Origin of the sequence: Stenotrophomonas sp. PAMC25021, assembly GCF_004795795.1 — a bacterium.
In the GTDB taxonomy this organism is placed as follows: domain Bacteria; phylum Pseudomonadota; class Gammaproteobacteria; order Xanthomonadales; family Xanthomonadaceae; genus Stenotrophomonas; species Stenotrophomonas muris.
Genome location: NZ_CP039255.1, coordinates 3,954,223 through 3,976,876 on the forward strand (window position 1 = coordinate 3,954,223; position 22,654 = coordinate 3,976,876).

The 22,654-nt window shown below is 68.2% G+C and carries 19 protein-coding genes; 11 read left to right on the forward strand and 8 right to left on the reverse strand.

Features of this window, described 5'->3' with window-relative positions:
- Nucleotides 1-21 precede the first annotated feature (21 nt).
- The 4 genes from lldR to E5790_RS18340 all read left to right on the forward strand — a co-directional run bounded on the left by lldR (nt 22) and on the right by E5790_RS18340 (nt 4,620).
- Nucleotides 22-786 carry a transcriptional regulator LldR gene (gene lldR / locus E5790_RS18325; protein WP_014647493.1) on the forward strand — a complete coding sequence of 255 codons (765 nt, stop codon included), beginning with the start codon at nt 22-24 and terminating at the stop codon, nt 784-786.
- 4 nt (nt 787-790) lie between these two features.
- Nucleotides 791-1,930, forward strand: a complete 1,140-nt coding sequence (lldD, locus tag E5790_RS18330; RefSeq protein WP_049407546.1) for an FMN-dependent L-lactate dehydrogenase LldD — start codon at nt 791-793, stop codon at nt 1,928-1,930.
- Entirely contained in the window at nt 1,927-3,627 is a 1,701-nt protein-coding gene (dld, locus tag E5790_RS18335) for a D-lactate dehydrogenase (RefSeq protein ID WP_111205574.1), read from the forward strand. Before lldD ends, dld begins: the two co-directional genes overlap by 4 nt.
- A 111-nt stretch (nt 3,628-3,738) precedes the next feature.
- The gene (locus E5790_RS18340; RefSeq protein ID WP_111205573.1) at nt 3,739-4,620 is read left to right on the forward strand and encodes a hypothetical protein; all 882 of its coding nucleotides are present in this window, start codon (nt 3,739-3,741) and stop codon (nt 4,618-4,620) included.
- 69 nt (nt 4,621-4,689) lie between these two features.
- On the opposite strand, the gene E5790_RS18345 is transcribed toward E5790_RS18340, so the two are convergent.
- A complete protein-coding gene (locus E5790_RS18345) occupies nt 4,690-4,986 on the reverse strand; it encodes a hypothetical protein (protein WP_014037553.1) in 297 nt (98 codons plus the stop codon).
- Nucleotides 4,987-5,155: 169 nt separating this feature from the next.
- Between E5790_RS18345 and E5790_RS18350 the strand changes: the two genes are divergently transcribed.
- Nucleotides 5,156-5,815 (forward strand): hypothetical protein, encoded by a 660-nt coding sequence (locus tag E5790_RS18350; RefSeq protein ID WP_049440932.1) that lies wholly within the window; start codon nt 5,156-5,158, stop codon nt 5,813-5,815.
- Between the two features lie 68 nt (nt 5,816-5,883).
- Nucleotides 5,884-6,663, forward strand: coding sequence for a CDP-diacylglycerol diphosphatase (locus E5790_RS18355; RefSeq protein WP_049440930.1), 780 nt, complete (start codon nt 5,884-5,886; stop codon nt 6,661-6,663).
- On the opposite strand, the gene E5790_RS18360 is transcribed toward E5790_RS18355, so the two are convergent.
- Complete coding sequence (locus tag E5790_RS18360; protein WP_014647486.1) at nt 6,660-7,295, reverse strand: GNAT family protein; 636 nt, start codon at nt 7,293-7,295, stop codon at nt 6,660-6,662. The genes E5790_RS18355 and E5790_RS18360 overlap by 4 nt on opposite strands.
- Before the next feature lie 179 nt (nt 7,296-7,474).
- Between E5790_RS18360 and E5790_RS18365 the strand changes: the two genes are divergently transcribed.
- Nucleotides 7,475-10,201, forward strand: a complete 2,727-nt coding sequence (locus tag E5790_RS18365; RefSeq protein ID WP_049440928.1) for a TonB-dependent receptor — start codon at nt 7,475-7,477, stop codon at nt 10,199-10,201.
- 80 nt (nt 10,202-10,281) lie between these two features.
- Here E5790_RS18365 and E5790_RS18370 read toward each other — a convergent pair whose 3' ends face one another.
- Nucleotides 10,282-10,923: a hypothetical protein gene (locus tag E5790_RS18370; RefSeq protein ID WP_049440926.1), complete on the reverse strand. Its 642-nt coding sequence runs from the start codon at nt 10,921-10,923 to the stop codon at nt 10,282-10,284.
- A 185-nt stretch (nt 10,924-11,108) separates the two neighbouring features.
- On the opposite strand from E5790_RS18370, the gene E5790_RS18375 reads away from it, so the two are divergent.
- Complete coding sequence (locus E5790_RS18375; protein WP_111205572.1) at nt 11,109-12,269, forward strand: amidohydrolase family protein; 1,161 nt, start codon at nt 11,109-11,111, stop codon at nt 12,267-12,269.
- Between the two features lie 77 nt (nt 12,270-12,346).
- Here the strand turns inward: E5790_RS18375 and E5790_RS18380 are convergent, their stop codons facing one another.
- A complete protein-coding gene (locus tag E5790_RS18380; protein ID WP_069118246.1) occupies nt 12,347-12,784 on the reverse strand; it encodes a DUF3806 domain-containing protein in 438 nt (145 codons plus the stop codon).
- Between the two features lie 208 nt (nt 12,785-12,992).
- Nucleotides 12,993-13,874, reverse strand: a complete 882-nt coding sequence (locus E5790_RS18385) for a LysR substrate-binding domain-containing protein (protein ID WP_046431153.1) — start codon at nt 13,872-13,874, stop codon at nt 12,993-12,995.
- 122 nt (nt 13,875-13,996) lie between these two features.
- On the opposite strand from E5790_RS18385, the gene E5790_RS18390 reads away from it, so the two are divergent.
- Together E5790_RS18390 and E5790_RS18395 are read left to right on the forward strand one after the other, a co-directional pair.
- Nucleotides 13,997-14,698: an ankyrin repeat domain-containing protein gene (locus E5790_RS18390; protein WP_049440918.1), complete on the forward strand. Its 702-nt coding sequence runs from the start codon at nt 13,997-13,999 to the stop codon at nt 14,696-14,698.
- Between the two features lie 51 nt (nt 14,699-14,749).
- A complete protein-coding gene (locus E5790_RS18395; protein WP_111205577.1) occupies nt 14,750-16,207 on the forward strand; it encodes an amidohydrolase family protein in 1,458 nt (485 codons plus the stop codon).
- Between the two features lie 93 nt (nt 16,208-16,300).
- Here E5790_RS18395 and E5790_RS18400 read toward each other — a convergent pair whose 3' ends face one another.
- Entirely contained in the window at nt 16,301-17,230 is a 930-nt protein-coding gene (locus E5790_RS18400; protein ID WP_014647478.1) for a LysR family transcriptional regulator, read from the reverse strand.
- Nucleotides 17,231-17,323: 93 nt separating this feature from the next.
- On the opposite strand from E5790_RS18400, the gene E5790_RS18405 reads away from it, so the two are divergent.
- Nucleotides 17,324-18,514 carry an MFS transporter gene (locus E5790_RS18405; RefSeq protein WP_111205571.1) on the forward strand — a complete coding sequence of 397 codons (1,191 nt, stop codon included), beginning with the start codon at nt 17,324-17,326 and terminating at the stop codon, nt 18,512-18,514.
- A gap of 410 nt (nt 18,515-18,924) precedes the next feature.
- On the opposite strand, the gene E5790_RS18410 is transcribed toward E5790_RS18405, so the two are convergent.
- Nucleotides 18,925-19,578 carry a response regulator transcription factor gene (locus E5790_RS18410; protein WP_014647476.1) on the reverse strand — a complete coding sequence of 218 codons (654 nt, stop codon included), beginning with the start codon at nt 19,576-19,578 and terminating at the stop codon, nt 18,925-18,927.
- Nucleotides 19,571-22,600, reverse strand: a complete 3,030-nt coding sequence (locus E5790_RS18415) for a sensor histidine kinase (RefSeq protein ID WP_049440915.1) — start codon at nt 22,598-22,600, stop codon at nt 19,571-19,573. Before E5790_RS18415 ends, E5790_RS18410 begins: the two co-directional genes overlap by 8 nt.
- Nucleotides 22,601-22,654 lie beyond the last annotated feature (54 nt).

Here is a 22,654-nt window from a genome sequence, read left to right on the forward strand (position 1 = left end):
GCTTCGGGCCACAATGGCGCCATGAGCACGCAACGTATTTCGGACAGGGTGGCCGCGCAGCTGCGCGGCCTGGTGCAGGAACAGCGGCTGCGGCCGGGCGACCGGTTGCCCGCTGAGCGCACCCTGGCGGTGCAGCTGGGGGTCTCGCGCACCGCGCTGCGCGAGGCCATCGCGCAGCTGGCCAGCCAGGGCCTGCTGACCGCACGCATCGGTGGCGGCACCTACGTGGCCGAACCGGCGGCGCGCGCGCGGCAGGCGCTGGATGAACCGCTGGCGCCGTACCTGCCGCTGTTCCAGGGCGACCCGGAATACCGTTTTGACGTGCTGGAGATCCGCCACGCGCTGGAAGGTGCCACTGCCTGGCATGCGGCGCTGCGAGCCACCGATGAGGACCGTACGCGCATCGCGCAGGCCTTCCAGACCATGATGGACGCGCACGGCAAGGACGACCCCACCGGTGAAGCAGAGGCTGACGCGGCCTTCCACCTGTCCATCGCCGAGGCCTCCCACAACCTGGTGCTGCTGCAGGTGATGCGCGGCCTGTTCGAACTGCTGCAGACCAACATCTCGCAGAGCCGCGAGAAGCTCTACACCTCGGCGAGGACCTTCTCGCCCCTGTCCGACCAGCACCGCGAAATGATGGATGCGGTGCTGGCCGGCGACCCCGAACGCGCGCGCGCCGCCGCGCATGCCCACCTCGAGTTCGTGCACACCACGCTGCGCACGCTCGATGACAACGAAGCCCGGCGTGCGCGGGCCTCGCGCCTGCCTTCCCCACACGGTTGACCCCATGATCATCTCCGCCTCCACCGATTACCGTGCCGCAGCGCAACGCCGGCTGCCGCCGTTCCTGTTCCACTACATCGATGGCGGCGCGTATGCCGAGCACACGCTGAAGCGCAACGTTTCCGACCTGTCCGACATCGCGCTGCGCCAGCGCATCCTGCGCAACATGTCCGATCTGAGCCTGGAAACCGAGCTGTTCGGCGAAACGCTGGCAATGCCGGTGGCGCTGGCGCCGGTCGGCCTGACCGGCATGTATGCCCGCCGCGGTGAAGTGCAGGCGGCGCGCGCGGCCGACAGCCGGGGCATCCCGTTCACCCTGTCCACCGTATCGGTGTGCCCGATCGAGGAAGTGGCACCGGCCATCCAGCGGCCGATGTGGTTCCAGCTGTACGTGCTGCGCGACCGTGGCTTCATGCGCAATGCGCTGGAGCGGGCACAGGCCGCCGGCGTGACCACGCTGGTGTTCACCGTGGACATGCCGGTGCCGGGCGCGCGCTACCGTGATGCACACTCCGGCATGAGCGGCCCGAATGCCTCGCTGCGCCGCATCGGCCAGGCCGTCACCCATCCGCACTGGGCGTGGGACGTCGGCCTGTTCGGCCGTCCGCATGACCTGGGCAACATCTCCACCTACCGCGGCAACCCGACCGGGCTGGAGGATTACATCGGCTGGCTGGGCAGCAACTTCGATCCGTCCATTTCGTGGAAGGACCTGGAGTGGATCCGCGAGTTCTGGAAGGGCCCGATGGTGATCAAGGGCATCCTCGACCCGGATGATGCGCGCGATGCGGTCAGGTTCGGTGCCGATGGCATCGTGGTCTCCAACCACGGTGGTCGCCAGCTGGATGGCGTGCTGTCTACCGCACGTGCATTGCCGGCCATCGCCGATGCGGTGCAGGGCGACCTGAAGATCCTGGCCGATTCGGGCATCCGTACCGGCCTGGACGTGGTGCGCATGCTGGCGCTGGGGGCCGATACCGTGCTGCTGGGGCGCGCCTTCGTCTATGCGCTGGCCGCGCAGGGCGAGGCCGGCGTGGCCAACCTGCTGGACCTGATCGCCAAGGAGATGCGCGTGGCGATGACACTGACCGGCGCGCACCGTATTGCCGACATCGGGCGCGATTCGCTGGTCAACCTGCCATGAGTGGCCATGATGCCGTGCTGGCGCAGTTGCGCGACGCGGTTGGCGGCCGCCATGTATTGACCGGTGACAAGGCCACGCGCCGTTTCCGCCGTGGCTACCGCTTCGGCGATGGCCCGGTGCTGGCGGTGGTGCGCCCAGGTACCTTGCTGGAACTGTGGTATGTGCTGCAGGCAGCGGTGCAGGGCGGAGCGGCGATCATCCTGCAGGCGGCCAATACCGGCCTGACCGGTGGCTCGACCCCGGATGGGGACGACTATGGGCGCCCGATCGTGCTGGTCAGCACGCTGCGCCTGACCGGCATCCAGCTGTTGAACGAGGGCCGCCAGGTGCTGTGCCTGCCCGGCGCCACGCTCGACCGCCTGGAGCAGACCCTGGCACCGCTGGGCCGCGAACCGCATTCGGTGATCGGCTCCTCCTGCATCGGCGCCTCGGTGCTGGGCGGCATCTGCAACAACTCCGGCGGCGCGCTGGTGCGCCGTGGCCCGGCCTATACCGAGCTGGCGCTGTATGCGCAGGTCGATGCGCAGGGCCAGTTGCAGCTGGTCAACCACCTCGGCATCGCGCTGGGTGATACGCCCGAGCAGATCCTGCAGCGCCTGCAGGCCGGTGACTATGCCGCTGACGACGTGGGTGACGGCGATGGCCGCGCCGCGTCTGATCCACGCTACGCCGAGGAAGTGCGCCGGGTCGATGCCGATACGCCGGCACGCTTCAACGCCGACCCCAGCCGCCACTTCGAAGCGGCCGGTTCGGCCGGCAAGCTGGCGGTGTTCGCGGTGCGCCTGGATACCTTCGAAAAGGAGCCCGCCGAGGTCTTCTACATCGGCAGCAACCGCACCGACAGCCTCACTGCGATCCGGCGCCAGCTGCTGACCGGCTTCGAGCGCCCGCCGATTGCCGGCGAGTACATCCACCGCGATGCCTATGACATCGGCGAGCGCTACGGCAAGGACAGCTTCCTGTTGATCGACCGCCTCGGCACTTCCCGTGTGCCCGCCGCGTTCGCATTGAAGAGCCGGGTCGATGGATGGTTCGAGCGGCTGGGCCTGCGCGGGGTGACCGACCGGGTGATGCAGGTGCTGACCGGCCTGCTGCCCTCGCACCTGCCCCGGCGCATGGGTGAATTCCGCCAGCGCTACGAGCATCACCTGTTGCTGAAGGTCTCCGCACAGGACGCGGCGGCAACCGAGGCCTGGCTGCGCGGCTTCTTCGCCGATCATGAGGGTGGTTACTTCCACTGCACGGCCGATGAGGGGCGCAAGGCGTTCCTGCATCGCTTCGCGGTGGCCGGCGCGGCGGTGCGCTACCGCGAAGTGCATCGGGACCAGGTGCAGGATATCGTGGCGCTGGACATCGCCCTGCGCCGCGATGATGCCGACTGGTTCGAGCAGTTGCCGGCCGATATCGATGGCCGCCTGCTGCACAAGCTGTATTACGGGCACTTCCTGTGCCATGTGTTCCACCAGGACTACATCGCACGCAAGGGCGAAGACCCGATGGCGATCGAGCACGCGATGTGGGCGCTGCTGGACCAGCGCGGCGCCGAGTATCCGGCCGAGCACAATGTCGGCCACCTGTACCCGGCCAAGCCGGCCCTGGCCGGGTTCTATCGGCAGCTGGACCCGAGCAATACGTTCAATCCGGGCATCGGCCAGACCTCGAAGGAAAAAGGGTGGGGTGGCTGCGACTGCGGATGATGTAGAGCCGAGCCCATGCTCGGCTGCTCTTCCCGACAGACAGCCGTCGAGCATGGCTCAGCCCCACCCGGACAGCAGTTACCATCGGAATCCCGTACGCAGGAGCCGCCCATGCCCACCATCGTTGCCCGCGCGACCCTGTGCGCTGCATTGCTGGCAACACCGCTGCTGGTGCTGGCGCAGTCCGCGATCCTGCCGCAGCAGCGCGACGCCGCCGGCAACGTGATGGAGCCGCTGGGGCAGGTGCTGGAACAGGGAGGGCAGGGCGAAGCACGCATGCAGTACTGCACCCTCGATCGTGCCTGGTGCGTGCGTGTGCAGCCGGTGGCCGAGGACGGCGATCGGCCGACGACGCTGGAAGTCTCTGAACGGGAGGCCGGCGAAAGCGAGCCGCACGTCTACCACGTCAGCATCGACGTGCCGCAGGAAAGCGAGCTTTCGCTGTGGCCGTGGATCGTGCGGCTTGCGCCTGGCGTTGGCAGCGATGAGGCAGTGAGCGACCCGCGGCAGCGCGCCCGCCAGAACGGGCTGGTGGGCGGTATCGTCAAATTCAGCACGATGTACTCAGGCGGTGGTGCCGACGCGTCCACGCTGCAGCTGGCGCGCGTGCGTCACCTGCAGGATGACATCCAGGTGGACGACGACGTGCTGACCCTGCCATGGCTGGGCAACGCGATGATCCGCGCCTGTTTCAGCGAGCAGGACATGAAGCAGCGCGCAGGCGCCTGCCACGACGAGTACGGGTTCTCGGCAAGGCTGGCGCTGGATACCGCCGCCGGGGGCATGCCGGTGCTGCGCTACCAGACGGTGGCGACGCGGTTCCCGGCCGGTGTCTCACGCTTCGAGGATTCGCTGGCCAAGGGGCCGTTGAAGAAGGACCTGCGCACCGAGCAGGACCCGGCGTGCAGCTACACGCGGTTGTTCCGCTTCAGTGATGGGGTGTTCCACCCCGACCAGGCGCTGCCGGACTGCGCGGGGTATACCGAGCCCTGAGCTGTAGAGCCGAGCCTGCGCTCGGCTGTCACGGAAGCGCAGCCGGGCATGGGCTCGGCTCTACAGCGCCTACTCGCAGCGGGTGGCGGTGATGATGTTGTCCTTGTCCACGTACACACGCAGGCGGTCGTGGCGGATGTCCTTGGTGGTGATGGTGTTGGGGCCGATCGGGTTGACCAGGCCGGCACCGCTTTCGCTGGACAGGCGGCGGATGTTGGGTTCATTGGCGGGCTGGCCGATTGCCCAGCCCAGCTGGCTGGCGTCGCAGTGGCCGGTACCCTTGACCTGCGGACCGGGGGTGCTGACGCAGGCCGACAGCAGCAGGGCCGACGCGGGTAGCAACAGGGACAGACGGAAGGCGGACATGCAGCGCTCCTGCGCAGGGAAGATGGGCGGAACGATAGCACCCGGCGCGCGAAAGGCGTCAGCGCCCCGGTCATTGCCGGCACGGCGTAGCCACTGCATAGTGGGAGGGATGACTGGCATCGCGCCAGCGGGCAGGCCGGGCCATTCCGGTGCAGGTGCTGGATTCGGTATGACGGCAGACAGTTTCCGCGACAAGCGCAGGGCGATGACGGTACTTGCAGTATCGGTGCTGGCCGTGGCGTGCGCCGCCACTGCCGCCGAGCCAGTGCCGGCCGCAGCCGCGGAAACGCCGGTGTTCGGCGCGTGGCGCAACCTTCAGACCGAGGCCGGCTACGCGCCGGCCCAGCGCAATCTGGCCTTCGCCATGCTGCCGCAGGCCGCGACCCGCGGCGACCGTTTCGCCATCCTCGACCGTGAAGGCAAGCGGGCGGTGTGTTGCCTGCAGGTGGCCGGCCCGTCGCTGGGCGTGGCCGCGCTGCGCGAGCAGTACCACCTGCCGCAGGCCTGGGTGACCGACCTGAGCAATGGCCGCAGCCCGGCGCGTCCTTATCTGCCGCATGTCTACGCGATGCAGCGGGTGGACGAACTGGCAGACTACGGCTTCGCCGATGTGCCCGGGGCCTACAGCGACCTGGGCGGGCTGCTGATCCCCGAGGGCGCCGCGCTGGAGGACGATGGCAGTGCCGTCCTGCTGGGCGACAACCGTTATTCCCTGCATTTCCAGCGCCAGCCGCACGCCGATGACGATGGCGCGCTGGACCGCTACACCCTGCAGGGCGGCGACGGCGAGGCCCCGTTCGTGGTTGAAGTGCCGTTCGGCACCTACTGACTGCAGCACTGCACTGGCTAGAATGCAGCGCGGCGCCGTCTGCCGTGCCTGTTCCGTGAGTTGCTGCCGTGTCCCTGCGCCCTTTGCTGCTGTCGTCCCTGCTGCTGTTGTCCGCCTGCGCCAGCGCGCCACCTCCACCGCCGGCCCATTCCGATGCGCTGTGGCGCTTGATCGAGCGTGACTGCAAGGCGGTGGAAGGACCGCGTGGCAGTTGCCTGCGGGTGGAGACGGCGGCGGACCGCCGCGACGTGCTGGTCAAGGATGCGCACGGTGACTACCAGTTCCTGCTGATGCCGCTGGACAAGGTCAGTGGCATCGAGAGCCACGGCCTGTACCAGCGTGGGGTGCCCAACTATTTTGCGGCCGCCTGGCAGGCGCGCGGGCATACCGAACAGGCCCTGGGCCGGCCGCTGCCGCGCAGCGTGGCCAGCCTGGCACTGAATTCGCCGCACGGTCGCTCGCAGCACCAGCTGCATATCCATGTCGACTGCCTGCGCGCGGATGTGCTGCAGGCACTGGATGCACATGCCGGTGCGCTCGGTCCGCGCTGGTCACCGTTTCCGGTGCCGCTGCGCGGGCATCAGTACCAGGCCTATCTGCTGCCCGGTGCAGAACTGACCGCCAATCCGCTCAATCTGCTGGCCTATGGCCTGAGCGGCGTGGGCGATGTGGGCCAGTGGAGCCTGGTGGTGGCCGGGCGCGGCGAGGTGCAGGGCGGCCCCGGCTTCATCCTGCTGGCTACCCGCGTGGATGCCGCCAGCGGCAACGATGCCAGCGGCGAGGAACTACAGGACCATGCCTGCAGGGTCTTGACCGGTGCCGGTGCGGCACTGGAGCGGGTGCGCTAGCCGATCGGCTGCTGGCAGCTGCGCCAGGCCGACGCGGTCAGCGCCAGCAGCTGACGGTCATGCCATCCCTGCGCGTCCAGATGGTAGTCGCGCAGGATCCCTTCGCGGATGAACCCATGGGCCTGCAGCGCCTGGGCAAACGGGCTGGTGCAGCCTGGCGGCAGCAGCACGAAGAGGCGGTGCAGGCCGACATCGTCGAACAGGAACGGGCACAGTGCCCGCAGTGCCGCCTGCGGATGGGGGTGCCGGTGCTGCAGCGATTGCAGCTCGGCGCAGCGCGAGTGCAGCGACTGCAGGCGGATATGCAGCTGGTCGTGCAGTACGCCCTGCACGTCGTCGAACACACCCAGCACCAGCAGGTCGTTGTCTTCCTGCAGGCGTGAACGATAGACGCTGGCGAGGAACCGCGCCTCTTCATCAATGCCGTAGGACGGCCGTTGGCCGCGCTGGCGACGGTCGTCGAAGGCACGCCAGCGTGGCAGGTCGGTGCGCTGGAACGAACGCAGGGTGATGGGCGTGGCCTGGAGGTGGAGCAAGTGGCGGCGCAGGACGGGTCGTAGTGGAGCGAAGTGGGTGGAAGGGGCGCTGTTGGTCATCCCGGCACGATGCGCATCACCGACGCGCCAGGCCATGCAATTCATTGCAAAAGTGGGGTGGTGCCGTAAACGCGTCTGATTCGGTTCAGGCATAAGCCCATCAGGGCTGGTCATTTCCGTTGAAACCACCCATTCAGGACACTTTCGTTACGGGATCGTTATGTGTCGTACCGGCTGCGGCTCCCGTACCACCCGCCCACTCCCCCAGGAAGCCCATGTCCGCCTCCCACAAGGCGATGCGCCCGCGTCCGCTGGTGCTCGCGCTGTCGTCCCTGATGCTGGCCTCGCTGCCGGCCTTCGCGCAGGAAAGCGCGCCCACCACATTGCAGGAAGTGAAGGTCACCGGCTCGCGCATTCCACGTGCCAGTGTCGAGGGACCCTCGCCGGTGACGGTGATCAGCCGCGAGCAGATCGACGCACAGGGCTACCGCAATGCCTTCGACGCCCTCAGCGCGCTGACCGAGAACACCGGCAACGTGCAGGGCGAGGATTTCGGCAATACGTTCACGCCGGCCGCCAACACCATCAATCTGCGCGGGCTGGGTCCGAACCGCACGCTGGTGCTGGTCAACGGCCGTCGCCAGGCCGACTACCCGCTGGCCTACGAAGGCTCGGTGAACGTTGTCAACCTGGCCAACATTCCCAGCGCCCTGATCGAACGCATCGAAGTGCTGGCTGCCGGTGCGTCGGCGGTGTACGGCTCCGACGCCATTGCCGGTGTGGTCAACATCATCCTCAAGGACCGCTTTGAAGGCGTGGACGTGAACGTGCGCGCCGGCGGCACCCAGCAGGGCGGCGGTGACAACCAGCGCGTGCAGGTGGTGGGCGGCAGTTCCGGCGAGCGCTGGGACGGCCTGTTCGGTTTCGAGTTCGACGTGCGCAAGGCGATCCACGCGCGCCAGCGCGACTTCATGGATTCGCTGGACGATGACCCGGCCGGCAAGGCGCCGCAGGCGACCGCGATCGCCTATCGGCGCAATGCTGCCACCGGCCGCAACATCGATCCGGGCGTCAACGGCTGCGACGCCGCGTCGGACATCTATGGCGGCAGCGTGTTCCGTGCCAACAACCCGCGCCAGGGCTGGTACTGCGGCAGCAACGAGGCCGCCGCCAGCTACTGGACCGTACAGACCCAGAAGCGCAATCTCAACGGCTACGGTCTGCTGACCTTCCACGTCAACGAGACCACCGACCTGTTCGCCGATGTCGCCGTGGGCAGCGCGCGGATCTACAACAACACGCGTGCACCGACCTGGACCTCGGCCCGCAACTACTTCTACAACCAGACCACCGGCAACCTGGAAAGCTGGTACCGCCGCTTCGCGCCGGAGGAAATCGGCGGCCTGCCGCGCAATGCCAACCGCTTCCTGGAAAACTCGTGGTCGTTCAATGTCGGCGCACGTGGCCAGATCGGCGACAGCGGTTGGGATTACGAAGCGGTCTACAGCCGCTCGCGTTACGAGAACCGTACCCGCCGACCGGTGCTGCTGGCCGGCATCAACGAATACCTGCTCGGTCCGAAGCTGGGCGTACGCAATGGCGTTGAGGTCTATGCGCCCGACCCGGCACGCCTGTTCAAACCATTGACCCCGGGCGAATACGAGGGCCTGTCCGGCTACCAGGAAAGCCGCAATGCGGCGTGGCTGCAGACCTTCAGCGCCAGCGTCAACGGCCGTTTGTTCGCGCTGCCCGGTGGCGACGCTGCATTGGCGGCGGTGGTCGAGGCCGGCAGCCAGGGCTACCGCAACCGCCCGGACCCGCGACTGGGCACGGGCGAGTTCTGGAACACCAGCGCCGGTATCGGTGCCGGCGGTGATCGTGACCGCTATGCGGCCGGCGTGGAGCTGCAGTTGCCGTTGCTGAAATCGCTGACCACGACGCTGGCCGGTCGCTATGACCAGTATCGCGCCGGTGGCGAGCACATCGGCAAGGCGACCTGGAGCTTCGGCGTCGAGTTCCGCCCGATCGAGAGCCTGTTGATCCGCGGCTCTGCTGCGACCAGCTTCCGTGCGCCGGACATGAACTACGTGTTCGCGACCGAGACCCGCGGCTACAACCCGGGCATGACCGACTACTGGCGCTGCCGCACCGCAGGCCAGTCGTACGACAACTGCGACTACAACGGCCTGTCGATCGACTACAGCAACCGCGCCAACGCGCAGCTGCAGCCGGAAACCGCGAAATCCTATGGTTTCGGCGTGGTCTGGTCGCCGCTGTCCGGCCTGGATTTCAGTGCCGACTACTACGATATCCGCATCGACAACGAGGTCACCAGCCTCGATACCAGCCGCATCCTGCGCGACGAAGCCGATTGCCGCCTGGGCCGCACGCTGGGTGGCGAAGCGCGTGATATCGGTTCACCGCTGTGCCAGGACGCGCTGTCGCGGGTGATCCGCAACCCGTCCACTGCAACCGTGCAGCCGGACCAGGTGACCCGCGTGCTGATCAATCCGATCAACGCGGCCTCCGAATCGGTGCGTGGCCTGGACCTGAAGGGTAACTGGCGTTTCGATGCCGGCCGCTATGGCCGCTTCACTACGCGCCTGGCCTATACCGTGGTGCTGGAGCACAAGTACCGGCAGTTCTCCGATGATCCGGAGCGTGACATCCGCAATTCGCTGGATGACTACCAGTGGCGCAGCAAGGCCAATGGCAGCATCACCTGGAACCAGGGTGACTGGACCACCACGCTGTACGGCAACCGTTTCGGTTCACTGCCGAAGACCGATGGCAGTGGCCGCATCGCGCCGTACATGACCTACAACGCCAGCGTGTTCCGCCAGTTCGGCGAGAACCTGTCGGTGGGCGTGATCGTCAACAACCTGCGTGACAGCCGCCCGCCGGCGGACAGGAACGGTGGCGGCTGGCCGTTCTATCCAGTTGGCAACTACGACCCGTATGGCCGCCAGTACTGGCTGCAGCTGGACTACCGGTTCCGCTGATCCGGCTGGCAAACAGAAGGCCCGGCAATGCCAGGCCTTCTGCTGTGTCGATGTCCGCTGTGATGGCGGGCGCCGGTGGCCTAGGGCAGTGCCTGCTGCAGGTACGACTCGATGACGTAGCTGAAGGGCTGCTGCTGGCGATCGCGCAGCAGGGCGCGCACTTCCAGGATCACGCTGCGGTCGCCTTCGCCACGCGGTGGCCAGAAGGTCTGGTCAGCCAGTGTCTGGCGCTGGAAGCCGAGCGGGCCAACCACGCGGCCAAAGGGTTCGTCGGTGCTGTCCAGCACCTGGTTCATGGCCGGGCTGAGGTGGTCCGGCAGGTACCAGTTGTCGGCCTCGGAGAGTACGCGGCTGCCACAGACCAGCTGCACACGGCGGTAGCGAAGGGCGGTGCCGGGTTTCGCACCCAGTGCCTGCAGCACGTCGGCCGGTGCTGTCTTGTCCTGGCCGTGTACACGCACCGCGCGCACCCGCGCCTGTTCGGCCAGGCCGTGTTCGGCGCACCAGTGTTCCAGGGTGGCGGTGGCGCTCTGCCCGGAAAGCACACGCTGGTGCAGCCGCTCGACCAGCGCAGCCGGGGCGATGCGCTGTTGGCCAGGCGGCGCCTGCAGCGGCGCGGTGGCGGCCGCATCAGTGGCGGACAGGCTGGCCATCGGGGCAGCAGCCAGCAGGGACGCGGCCTGCCAGCGGCGGAGACGATCGTGGCGGTCGGACGGGCCCATGCGGCATCACAGCGGAAACAGGCGCCTATGGTACCCGTTCAGGCGTGTGCACGGCGTGGCTGCGAGCCGCCGTCGCGGCGGCATTCATCGTTCTGATGAATGTATGGCATCCAGATATTTCGTTTGGCCGATGGCAGTGCCAGCGCTCAGGATGGCGCCATGACTTGGCTTTCCGGGAGTTTCCGATGACGCTTCAGTTCGTCCATGGCGGTGTAGACCGCTACGGCGCGCCACTGCATTTCCACATCCGTGGCGGCCGCATCAGTGGCCTCAATGGCGAGGCCTCGCCGGCCGACGGAGCGGAATGCGTCGACCTGCAGGGCTTCGCAGTCCTGCCCGGGCTGGTCGACGGCCACATCCATCTGGACAAGAGTTTTGTCGGCGACCGCTGGCACCCGCATCAGCCGGTGAACAGCCTGCGTGAGCGGCTGGCGGTGGAGAAGGCCGCGGTGGCGGGCGCGGCGCCAATGGTGGACCGTGCCGAGGCCTTGATCCGCCAGTGCAGCCGCTTCGGCACGGTGGCGATGCGCTGTCACGTCGATGTCGACGGCAGCACCGGCCTGCGTCATCTCGAAGCAGTGCGCGAGGCCGCGCTGCGCTGCGCCGACATCATGCGGATCCAGCTGGTGGCGTTCCCGCAGGCCGGGGTGATGTCCTGTCCCGGCACCGCCGCCGTACTGGAGCAGGCCCTTGCCGCAGGGGTGGAGGTGCTGGGCGGCATAGATCCGACCACGCTCGACGGCGATGCCGAAGGCCAGCTGGCCCTGCTGTTCGGCCTGGCCGAGCGCTATGGCGTGCAGCTGGACATCCACCTGCATGAGCCCGGCGAAACCGGACTGGCCCAGCTGCTGCGCATCGCCGCACGCACCCGTGCCGCCGGCCTGCAGGGACGCGTTGCGGTCAGCCATGCCTACTCGCTGGGCGACGTGCCGCTGGCGCGCGCGCTGCAGGTGGGTGAAGCACTGGCCACGGCGGACGTTGCGATCATGAGCAACGCGCCGGGCGACCATCCGTTCCCGCCGCTGCGTGCATTGCACGACGCCGGCGTGCGCGTGTTCGCCGGCAATGACAACATCCGCGACTGCTGGTGGCCGTACGGCAACGGCGACCTGCTGCAGCGCGCGATGCTGCTGGGCTACCGCTCGGGCTTCTACACCGATGGCGACCTGATGCTGGCGCTGGACATGGTCACCACCCATGGCGCGCAGGTGATCGGGCTGCCGCAGCACGGCATCGCCGAAGGCCGGCCGGCGACGTTCGTGGCCGTGCGTGCGGACCATGGCCCGGCGGCCGTGGCCGGGGTGCCGGTGGAGCGCCGGGTGGTGGTTGACGGCCGCTGGTTGTAGATCCACGCCGTGCGTGGAGGGAGCCATCGCGTGGTCTCATTCATCCACGGATGGCATGGATCCATCTCGATGTGTCGTCAGGCGTAATCGTCGGCGCGGGTAGCGACGAACGCTTCCAGCCACGCAAGCAGGTGGGCGATGTCGATGACTTCGCCCTGTTCGACGCGCTTGAGCAGCAGTGTGCTGGCGCCGATCTGCAGGCTGCTGTCGGCATAACGCAGCACTGCATCGATGCCCCAGGCGTCGGTGACCTGCATCCAGGCCAGCCCCGGCACGCGCTGGGCCAGGGTGTCACCGAACGCCACGCCCAGCGCTTCCCAGCCATCGCAGTCGTCAGGCTCGATCAGCTCGGCATCGATCACGCGCTGCAGCGTGCTGGCCGCCAGCGGCCATTGCACCGGCAGCGTCGGGAAGCCGGCGGCGACGCGCGCGGCGATCAGCGAGCGCTGGTGCTGCAGGTGCGTCTGCAGGGCGGCGGGCAGGGGGTCGAAGCGGGCGGGGATTTCGTCGGACATGACACGATGCCGTGGAGCACGGAAACAGGAGGCACTCTAGCGGCAGAGCCGTGACTTCCGCGCGACAGGCGTGATCAGCTTTCGATGGTCAATGCGCGGATTTCGCTTCGGGGTCAGATCCGTTTCGGAAAACGGATCTGACCCCACGCGGGACGATGTTGCCGTCGCGGCTGCCGGCCAGCGGCCCACGCTACCGCAGTTGCAGTGGTCAATCCGGTTCGCGCTGCACCTGCCGCCACAGCTCGCTGGCCAGCGCGCGCACCGCATCGTCGGCGTCCGCACGATGCAGCAGGCCGATTTCGTAGTTGTCGATCACCGGCAGGTCGCGCTCACCATCGATGATGCGATGATCGCGGGCGACCGCGCGGCGGGGCAGCAGGCTGATGCCGATGCCATCGGCCACGGCGCCCTGGATGCCACTCAGCGACGAGCTGGTGAAGGCGATGCGCCAGCGCAGGCCCAGCGCTTCCACGGCGTGGATCATCTCGTCGCGGTACAGCCCGCGCGGCGGGAAGGTGACCAGCGGCAGCGGGTCCTGCTGCAGGCAGCTGCTGCGCAGGCTGTCGATCCAGTGCATCGGCTCGCGGCGGCAGTGCACCGCCTGACGGCTGTTGCGCCGCTGCTTGACCAGCACAAGATCCAGTTCACCGTGGTCGAAGCCGTGCGCCAGGTCGCGGCTGAGGCCGCTGCTGATTTCCAGCTTCACCTGCGGGTGACGGCGGCTGAAAGCGGCCAGCATGCGTGTGGTCTGCGCGTTGACGAAGTCCTCGGGGACACCGATGCGCACCGCGGTTTCCACGGTGGCGCCGGCCAGCGCCTGCGCCATTTCCTCGTTCAGGTCGAGCATGCGCCGCGCATAGCCGAGCAGGGTGTGGCCGGCGTCGGTGGGATGCACGTCGCGGTGGCCGCGCTCGAGCAGGCGATGCCCCGCCAGCTCTTCCAGGCGGCGCACCTTCTGGCTGACCGTGGACTGGGTCGAATGCAGGCGGGTGGCGGCCGTGGTGAAGCTGCCGCAGTCGGCCACCATCACCAGCGCCCGCAGCAGGTCCAGTTCGAACAGGGTTCTATTCGATTTGGCACTGTCTTGCATTTGAACATTTCACTTCTGGATACCCAGGCCGACTTCTACCATGCAGGGCAGGGGCCGGCAATGCCCGGCTGTTGCTACCGTCGCACGGCGTTCCGTGGCGACGGACATGAGGAGACACTGTCATGCGCGTCCATCATTCCGCTGGCTGGCCTGCGCCGTTCACGCGCGTGCTGCTGTTGTGCCTGCTGGCCATGGTCACCCCCGCCTGCACCGCCACGTCCCGGGCCGACGCAGACGCGCGCCTGCGGGATGCCGCCAGCCGCGGCGACGCCGATGCGGTGCGGCAGGCGATAGAGGATGGCGCCACGCTGGAGGCGCGCGATGGCCAGGGTCGCACGGCGTTGCTGCTGGCCACGCAGGGCAACAACGTGGATGCCGCGCGCGAGCTGATCGAAGCCGGTGCCGACGTCAATGCCAAGGATGTGTTGCAGGACAGCGCCTACCTGTATGCCGGCGCGCGCGGCCTGGATGAGATCCTGGCGATGACGCTGGCGCATGGCGCCGATCTGCGCAGTACCAATCGCTACGGCGGCACCGCACTGATTCCGGCCGCCGAGCGCGGCCATGTCGCCACCGTGCGCACGCTGCTGCGTGCCGGTGTGGCGGTCGATCATGTCAACCGCCTGAACTGGACCGCGCTGCTGGAAGCGATCCTGCTCGGCGATGGCGGTGCGCGCCACCTGCAGATCGTGCAGTTGCTGCTGGAGGCCGGTGCCGACCCGGAGCTGGCCGACGGCGACGGCGTGACGCCGCTGGCGCATGCGCGCCAGCGCGGCTATACCGGAATTGAGACCCTGCTGCGCCAGCACGGCGCGGTGCGCTGAATGCAAACCCCGTCCACCCGCACGCTGGGCGTGCCCATCAGGATGCTGTCCATGTTCCGTTCCCGTCCGTTGTCCCTTGCCATCCTCCTTGCGGTGGCACCGCTGTCGGCGTCTGCCGGCGAGCGCGCCGACCTGCTGATCCGCAATGCCACCGTGGTCGATGTCGAGCACGCCAGTACCCGGGCCGGGCAGAGCGTGGTGATCCGTGGCGAGGACATCGTCGCCGTCGGCCCGGACGCGCAGCTGCGCAGCCAATGGAGTGCGGCCCGCCAGATCGATGCCAAGGGCAAGTACCTGATCCCGGGCCTGTGGGACATGCACGTGCACTTTGGTGGTGGCCCGGCGCTGATCGAAGAGAACAAGGCACTGCTGCCGTTGTACATCGCGCACGGCATCACCACGGTGCGTGACTGTTCCGGCGACCTTCCCGAGCAGGTGCTGCAGTGGCGCGGGGAAATTGCCAAGGGCACGCTGTTCGGTCCGCGGCTGCTCAGCTCGGGCGCGAAGATCGAAGGCCTCAAGCCGGTCTGGAAGGGCACGATCGAAGTGGGCAGCAAGGCCGACGTCGACAAGGCGATCACCCGCCTGCAGCACGACAAGGTCGATTTCGTGAAGATCACCGACAGCACGCTGAAGCCGGAACTGTTCCTGTACTCGGCCAGTGCCGCGCGCAATGCCGGATTCAAGGCGTCGGGGCACATCCCGATGGCGCTGACCGTGGAGCAGGCGGTCGATGCCGGGCTGGCCTCGATCGAGCATCTGGACTACGCATTCAAGGCCGGGAGCAAGGACGAGGCGCAGATTGCCGGCGACTTCGGTGCCGGCCGCATCGACCGCGCCGAAGCCAACCGCCGCCTCGACGCCAGCTTCGACCGCGATACGGCGATGCGTGCCTACCGCGATTTCGCCAGGCGCGGCGTGTTCGTGACCCCGACCCTCAACGGTGGCCGCATCCTCGATTTCCTTGACCAGGATGACCACGCGAACGATCCGTACCTGGCTTACATCGGCCCGGGCCTGCGCGCGACCTACCAGTGGCGCGTTGAACGTGCCGCCAAGGCAACGCCAGCGCAGATCGAAGCGCGCCATGCGCAGTACCACCAGGTGGCCGCCGTGCTGCCGATGCTGCAGGAAGCCGGCGTGACGATCATCGCCGGCACCGATGCGGGCTTCCTCAACTCGTTCAACTTCCCGGGCATCGCCCTGCACCAGGAGCTGCAGCTGTTCGTGAAGGAAGGCTTGAGCGCGCCGCAGGCGCTGTCGGCGGCGACCCGTTCCGGCCCGGCCTGGTTCGGCCAGATGAATCGTTACGGGGGTGTTGCTCAAGGCAAGGCCGCCGATCTGGTGCTGCTGACCGCCAACCCGCTGCAGGACATTGCCGCCACCGAAAAGATCGACAGCGTGATCCTGCGTGGCAACGTGTATGACCGCGCCGCGCTGGACAAGATGTTGGCTGATACCAAGGCCAAGGTGGCGGCGTGGAATGCCGAGGCGGCGAAGACGCAGTGATCGACAGGGTCAGAGCCCTTCCCGGTGGGAAGGGATCCGACCCTATGGGGTTGGACGGAATCCACGCCATGCGTGGATGATGCGGCCAGTGACCTAACGCGGTGCCGGCCGCATTCCGTGCAGCTGCGGCAGTGCGGCCTTCATCGCATCGATGAAGGCGCGCAGCCGTGGCGGCTGCTGGCGCGCGGCGGGAAATACCACGTGTACCGGCAGCGCCGGCGCCTGCCAGTCCGGCAGCAGCTGCACCAGCCGCCCTTGTGCGAGGTCTCCGGCCACCAGCCAGGCCGAGACCACCGCTGCACCCAGCCCAGCACATGCGGCCTGTTGCACCACGAACAGGTTGTCGCTGAGCAGGCGCGGGCTGATCGAAAGGGTATGCGCACGCCCCTGCGCGTCATGCAGCAGCAGGCGTTCGCGGTAGTAGGTGACCAGTGAAATCCACGGCAGTGCCTGCGCCTGTTCTGGTGTGCTGATCGCGGTGGCCTGCACCAGCGAGGGCGCTGCCACGACGATGCGCGGCACTTCGGCGAGCGGCAGTGCGACCATGCGCGGTTCGTCGACCGGTCCCACCCGCACCGCGCAGTCGATGCCTTCGGCGATGAAATCCGGGCGGCGATCTTCCAGGATCCACTCCAGGCTCAGCTGTGGGTGCTGGGCGAGGAACGCGAGCATGGTCGGCAGCAGCTGCGCCTGGCCGAAGGCATGCGGCACCATCACCCGCAGGCGTCCGCGCAGCGTTTCCGGTTCGCCGTGCAGTTCGGCCTGCAGCGACTCCCATTCGTCGACCACGCGTTGCGCATGGCGCTGGCAGCGCAGGCCATCTTCGGTCAGCTGCAGGCCATGGGTGGAGCGCTGCAGCAGGCGCAGGCCGAGCTGCCGCTCCAGTGCCTGAAGGCGCCGGCTGACCGTCGGCTGGGTGGTGCCCAGCTGCACGGCGGCGGCAGACAGGCTGCCGGCATCGACGATGCGCAGGAAGGTGCGCAGCAGATCCAGGCGATCGGCGCCGGTGGCGAGGTCATTCATGCGTGTCACGTATGAAGTATATGTGCAGGAGCCTACTACAGACGCATGGCGAATACGGGCAGGATACGCCCACTTCCTCCACCGGACTCCCCCATGTCTACCCCTTCGCTGTCCGTCGTCGCACCCGCGAACGCGCCTTCCACCCCGCTGGTGCTGGCGATGGCGGCCGGCGCCGGCTTTTCGGTCGCCTCGCTGTACTACAGCCAGCCGATGCTGGGCCTGATCGCGCAGGACCTTGGCGCAGGTGAGCGCGCCGCCGGGCTGGTGCCGACCCTGACCCAGCTCGGCTACGCGCTGGGCATCCTGCTGCTGGCACCGTTGGGCGACCGCTTCGACCGCCGCCACCTGATCCTGTTGAAGTCCGCGCTGCTGGCGTTGGCACTGGGCGCCGCAGCGATGGCCGGGCACCTGCCGGGCCTGCTGATGGCCAGCCTGCTGGTCGGGTTGATGGCCACGCTGGCGCAGGACATCGTGCCGGCCGCTGCGGTGCTGGCGCCGGATGCACAGCGCGGCCAGATCGTCGGCCGGGTAATGACCGGCCTGCTGCTCGGCATCCTGCTGTCGCGCGTGGTCAGTGGCGTGGTGGCCGAGGCATGGGGTTGGCGCACGCAGTTCGTGCTGGCCGCGGTATCGGTGGCGGCGATGGGCGCAGTGATGGCGCGTGCGCTGCCGCGTTTCGCACCGACCAGCACGCTGCGCTATCCGGCGTTGCTGGGCTCGTTGCTGGAGTTGTGGCGCGAGCAGCCGCAGCTGCGCCGCGCGGTGGCGAGCCAGTCGTTGCTGGCGGTCGGCTTCAGCGCATTCTGGTCGACGTTGGCGCTGATGCTGCATGCCCGCCTGGGCCTGGGCAGTGCGGCGGCGGGTGCGTTCGGTATTGCGGGTGCGGCCGGTGCGCTGGCCGCACCGTTCGCAGGACGTTTTGCTGATCGCCTGGGTTGCCATGCCGTGGCGCGGTTGGCGATCGCGGTGGCGCTGCTGGGCTTCGGCCTGCTGCTGGCCGAAGCCTGGCTGCCGGCCGCCGCGCTGCTGCCGCTGCTGGTGGTGAGTGCGCTGCTGTTCGACTTCGGTTTCCAGTCGGCGCTGGTGGCGCACCAGACGCTGGTCTATGGCCTGGTGCCGCCGGCACGCAGCCGGCTCAACGCGCTGCTGTTCACCGGCATGTTCATCGGCATGGCCGCTGGCGGTGCGCTGGGCAGCCTGGCGCTGGCGCAGTGGGGGTGGCACGGCGTGGCCTGGCTGGCGGTGATGTGCGCGGGCGGCAGTCTGCTGCTGCGTTTGAAGTAGGGGTGGTGTTCGGCAGGGCTTGCAGCCCTGCACCTGCGGTAGTGCCGGCCGCTGGCCGGCAACAGCGCAAACAGCGGATTTTCAGTAGCCTTCGACAGGTTCCTGCGGTCTGTTGGAACGGCTCTTGGGGTCAGATCCGTTTTCCGAAGGAAAACGGATCTGACCCCTGATTGATTTCGATATCTGACAGAAGTGTCGACCAAGGTCGACACCTACCAAACGCCATCGGAATCCGTCAGAGGTGGGGCGGTGTCGGAGTGCGGGGTGTCAGCCGCATGGATGCGGCTGCCAAGCTTGCAGGTCCCCGCAGTCCGACACCGCCCCGCCATCCCACGGAATCCATGCTGTTGCTGTTGCTGTTGCTCCAGCGCGTAGCGGGTGCAGGGCTGCAAGCCCTGCCGAACAACCCCCTAATCGTGACCGCTGTCGTCCAGGCTGATGATGCCGCGCCGCAGCGCCTGGGTCACCGCGTGCGTGCGATCACCCACCCCGAGCTTGTCCATCAGGCTCTTCATGTGCGCCTTCACCGTCTGCTCGGAAATCTGCATGCGCTCGCCGATGCGCTTGTTCGACAGGCCACCGGCCACATGCCGCAGCACCTCGGTCTCGCGCGGCGACAACCGGTCCTCCACCACATGTGCGGCAATGCTCGCAGCGACTGCCGGTGGTATCGGTGCGCGCCGGCCGCCAGCGACCATGCGGATCGTATCGACCAGCTCGTGGCGCAGCATGTCCTTCAACAGGTACGCACTGGCGCCGGCCTGCAGCGCCCGTACCGCACGCACGTCACCGCGATAGGTGGTCAGCACGATGATGCGCGCACGCGGGTCCATCGCGCGGATCCGCACGATGGCTTCCACACCATCCAGGCGTGGCATCTGCAGGTCCATCAGCACCACGTCCGGCTGCAGCTGCTGATAGCGCTCGATGGCTTCCTCGCCATCGGCGGCCTCGCCGAGCAGGCGCAGGTCGGAATGGGCGCCCAACAGCGCGGCCAGGCCGTCACGCAGCAGCGGGTGGTCGTCGACCACCAGCACGCCGATCGGGGCAGGGGACTCAGTCATGGTGGCTTCTACTCCAGGGCCAGCGCCAACGCGATGGGCGGCGGTGATACAGGCGACGGGCGGGAACCGCCAGCGCGACTTCAGTGCCCAGCCCGGGGCGGGTCCACAGCCGCAGCTCCGCGCCGAGGCGCTGCGCGCGCTCACGCATGCCCTGCAGGCCCCAATGGCCATGCCCGGCATTTTCGTCGGCGATGCCGACGCCATCGTCGCGCACGTGCAGCAGGAAGCACCGCGCGCCGTAGGACAGCTCTACCTCGATGGCGCTGGCATTGGCGTGGCGCAGTGCATTGCGGATGGCCTCGCGGCCGATCAGGAACACCTCCTCGGCGGCATCGGCCTGCAGCGGTGGTGTTGCGCCTTCCACAGTCAGGCGCAGCGGATTGGTGCCGTGCCCGGCGTATTCGGCGTGAACATCGGCCAGCGCCGAAGCGAGGTCGCGGCCCGCGAAAGGACCGTCGCGCAGTGCGTTGACCCGCTCCCGGCCCTCGGCCAGGTTGCGTTCGGCCAGCTGCATCGCCGATTCCAGCTGGCCGCGCACCCTGTCCGGGGTCTGCGGCGACTGGCTGATCGCGTGCAGCCGCAGGATCAGGCCCTGGCTGCCCTGCAGCAGCGTGTCGTGCAGGTCGCGGGCAATGCGTTCGCGTTCGCCATGGCGTTCCTGCAGGCGCGCACGGAACAGTGCAGCCAGCTGCCCGCTGCGGATGCGCACCGCCAGGACCAGCAGCGCAAGCACCGCGGCGGCGCACAGCAGCTTGAACCACAGGGTCTGCATGAAGGTAGGGGCGATGCGGAAGGTGCGGCTGGCGGGTGCAGTGCTCCAGATGCCGTCTTCGTTGGCGGCTTCCACCTCGAACCGGTAATTGCCCGGTGCGAGGTTGGTGTAATACGCGCGCGTGCTGCTGCCGGCATCCTGCCAGCCGTCGTCGACCCCGGACAGGCGATAGCGGTAGCGGTTGCGCTCCGGGCGCGCCAACGACAGCGCCACGTAATCGATCTGCAATTGGCTGGTGCCGGCCGGAAGGCGCAGGCCGTCGCGCAGTGGCTGGTGTTCACTGCCATACAGCACGTCGCCGATGTGCACGCTGGGCGCCATGGTGTTGACGTGCGAGCGGGTGGTGTCCAGCCAGGCCAGGCCCTGGTTGGTGGCCAGCCACAACAGGCCATCGCTGGCCAGCGCGGTGGTGGAGATCGGTCCGCTCTGCAGGGCGATGCCCGGCATGCCATCCACCGCATCGAACAGGCGGGGCGTCACCGGCTGCCGGCTGCGCAGTGCGCGCCGCAGCTGATCGCTCCCGAGCCGGACCAGGCCACGACTGCCATTGAGCCAGAGGTAGCCATTCGCATCGGCCACCATGCCGGTGATGCCTTCCATGACGCCGGCCATGTCGGTGCTCACCTGAACGAACCGGCCATTGCCCGGGCGCACGGCCAATCCGGCCTCGCCGGCTACCAGCAGGAGGTCCTGATGATCGAGTACCGCCGTGATCGGCCCGACCGACAGGCCGTGGCTGGCGTCGAAGGTTTCGATCTGCGTCGCCCCCATGCGGCGCAGCCGGCCGTCTGCATAGCCGAGCAGCAGCTGGCCGTTGGCATCCAGCGCCAGTGACGAGCAGGCCTGTTCGGGCAGGCGGCGTTCGCGTTGCCACTGGCCCTGCTGGTAGTGCAGCACCCCCCGTTCGCCGGTGCAGACCCAGGCCTGTTCGTCGTCGGGGAACAGCAGGGCATGCAGTGGTTGCCCGGTGAACGGCGCAGGCAGCGGAATCCGCGTGGTGCGGCCGGCCACGGTGCGCGCAAGGTTGACCCAGTCGAACTGCCAGATCGGGGCAGCTGCCTGGCGCGCGGCGGCCTGCAGCTGCGTGGCGCTGCCATCGAGCAGGGTGCGCTCGAGGTCGTAGGGCTTGAGGTCTTCGCCATAGCCATACACATGGCCATCGCTGGCCCGCACCAGCGAGCGGTAGGGATCACTGGGACCAACCGCCAGCGTGTGCACGCTGCGCGCGCGGAAGCGGTTGAGGCCGAGATTGGTGCCGACCCAGAGATTGCCTTCGCGATCAACGATGATCGGCACGGCCGAGGTGGCGGTCAGCCCGTGCGGCGAATCGAAGCGCTCCATGCGTATGGCGCGGTCGCCATCGAAGGTGACCCGGGCGACACCGCCATGCGGGCTCATCGTTGCCCACAGCGCGCCATCGGCAGTGAACTGCAGGCGCGCCGCCACCAGCTCCGGCAACCGCCGTGCCTCGCGCTCGCTGTCCGGCAGCAGGCCTCGTGCGTTGGCCAGCGGCGACGTACCGCGCACGCGGTCGGCCAGCCACACTTCCCCCTGCGGACTTTCGGCCAGCGTCGCCATCTGCGAAACGGCGATGCCGGTGTCCTTGAAGGCCGCCTGGCCGGCCGCGCGCACCCAGATCTTCAGGTCGGCCAGTACCCAGAAGGTGCCGCGGCTGTCGTGCAGCAGCCATTGCACGCGATGTTCCGGCACCCCCATGCCAGCGGGCAGCGGCTGCCAGCGTTGGCCAGTGAACTGGCGTAGTCCACCATTGATCGCGGCCCACAGCCGGCCGTCACGGTCCTGGCTGAAGTGTGGCACCACACCCACCGGCACGCCCTGGTCGCGGCCGTAGTTGTGCAGCTGGCCGCGCGCAAACTGGCTGATGCCGGCCTGGAAGTAGCCGATCCACAGTGCATCGTCGCGGCCCCGCGCAAGGGTGACCATGTTGGTGGACGGGAAATGGCTGCCCGCGGGAGCGGCCTGGCGTTCAAAGCGACGACCGTCGAAGCGGTACAGCCCTGAGCCGGTGGCCAGCCACAACAGGCCATCGCGGTCCTGGGTGATGTCCCAGATGTCACCGGGGGCGCCCTGGCCGACGCGCCAGGCCGTGTGCTCGTAATCGGGCAACCCGCCGCTCACCGGCGGGCGCTGCACGGCAAGGGCGGGCAGGGCGGTCAACAGCAGCAGGCAGGTCAGCAGCGTCCGCAGGTGACGTTGCAACGGGAAGGGGCGGCCACGCATGGCGCGCATTCTGGCAGGTGCGGGGCAGTCCGGGGTGACCCGAACGGGGTAGGCAGTGGCCGC

What these genes read in the sequence shown, in the direction of transcription:
- lldR (WP_014647493.1), top strand. Translation starts at nt 22, where the DNA reads ATGAGCACGCAACGTATTTCGGACAGGGTGGCCGCGCAGCTGCGCGGC.
- lldD (WP_049407546.1), top strand. Translation starts at nt 791, where the DNA reads ATGATCATCTCCGCCTCCACCGATTACCGTGCCGCAGCGCAACGCCGG.
- dld (WP_111205574.1), top strand. Translation starts at nt 1,927, where the DNA reads ATGAGTGGCCATGATGCCGTGCTGGCGCAGTTGCGCGACGCGGTTGGC.
- E5790_RS18340 (WP_111205573.1), top strand. Translation starts at nt 3,739, where the DNA reads ATGCCCACCATCGTTGCCCGCGCGACCCTGTGCGCTGCATTGCTGGCA.
- E5790_RS18345 (WP_014037553.1), bottom strand. Translation starts at nt 4,986, where the DNA reads ATGTCCGCCTTCCGTCTGTCCCTGTTGCTACCCGCGTCGGCCCTGCTG.
- E5790_RS18350 (WP_049440932.1), top strand. Translation starts at nt 5,156, where the DNA reads ATGACGGCAGACAGTTTCCGCGACAAGCGCAGGGCGATGACGGTACTT.
- E5790_RS18360 (WP_014647486.1), bottom strand. Translation starts at nt 7,295, where the DNA reads ATGGCCTGGCGCGTCGGTGATGCGCATCGTGCCGGGATGACCAACAGC.
- E5790_RS18365 (WP_049440928.1), top strand. Translation starts at nt 7,475, where the DNA reads ATGTCCGCCTCCCACAAGGCGATGCGCCCGCGTCCGCTGGTGCTCGCG.
- E5790_RS18370 (WP_049440926.1), bottom strand. Translation starts at nt 10,923, where the DNA reads ATGGGCCCGTCCGACCGCCACGATCGTCTCCGCCGCTGGCAGGCCGCG.
- E5790_RS18375 (WP_111205572.1), top strand. Translation starts at nt 11,109, where the DNA reads ATGACGCTTCAGTTCGTCCATGGCGGTGTAGACCGCTACGGCGCGCCA.
- E5790_RS18380 (WP_069118246.1), bottom strand. Translation starts at nt 12,784, where the DNA reads ATGTCCGACGAAATCCCCGCCCGCTTCGACCCCCTGCCCGCCGCCCTG.
- E5790_RS18385 (WP_046431153.1), bottom strand. Translation starts at nt 13,874, where the DNA reads ATGCAAGACAGTGCCAAATCGAATAGAACCCTGTTCGAACTGGACCTG.
- E5790_RS18390 (WP_049440918.1), top strand. Translation starts at nt 13,997, where the DNA reads ATGCGCGTCCATCATTCCGCTGGCTGGCCTGCGCCGTTCACGCGCGTG.
- E5790_RS18395 (WP_111205577.1), top strand. Translation starts at nt 14,750, where the DNA reads ATGTTCCGTTCCCGTCCGTTGTCCCTTGCCATCCTCCTTGCGGTGGCA.
- E5790_RS18400 (WP_014647478.1), bottom strand. Translation starts at nt 17,230, where the DNA reads ATGAATGACCTCGCCACCGGCGCCGATCGCCTGGATCTGCTGCGCACC.
- E5790_RS18405 (WP_111205571.1), top strand. Translation starts at nt 17,324, where the DNA reads ATGTCTACCCCTTCGCTGTCCGTCGTCGCACCCGCGAACGCGCCTTCC.
- E5790_RS18410 (WP_014647476.1), bottom strand. Translation starts at nt 19,578, where the DNA reads ATGACTGAGTCCCCTGCCCCGATCGGCGTGCTGGTGGTCGACGACCAC.
- E5790_RS18415 (WP_049440915.1), bottom strand. Translation starts at nt 22,600, where the DNA reads ATGCGCGCCATGCGTGGCCGCCCCTTCCCGTTGCAACGTCACCTGCGG.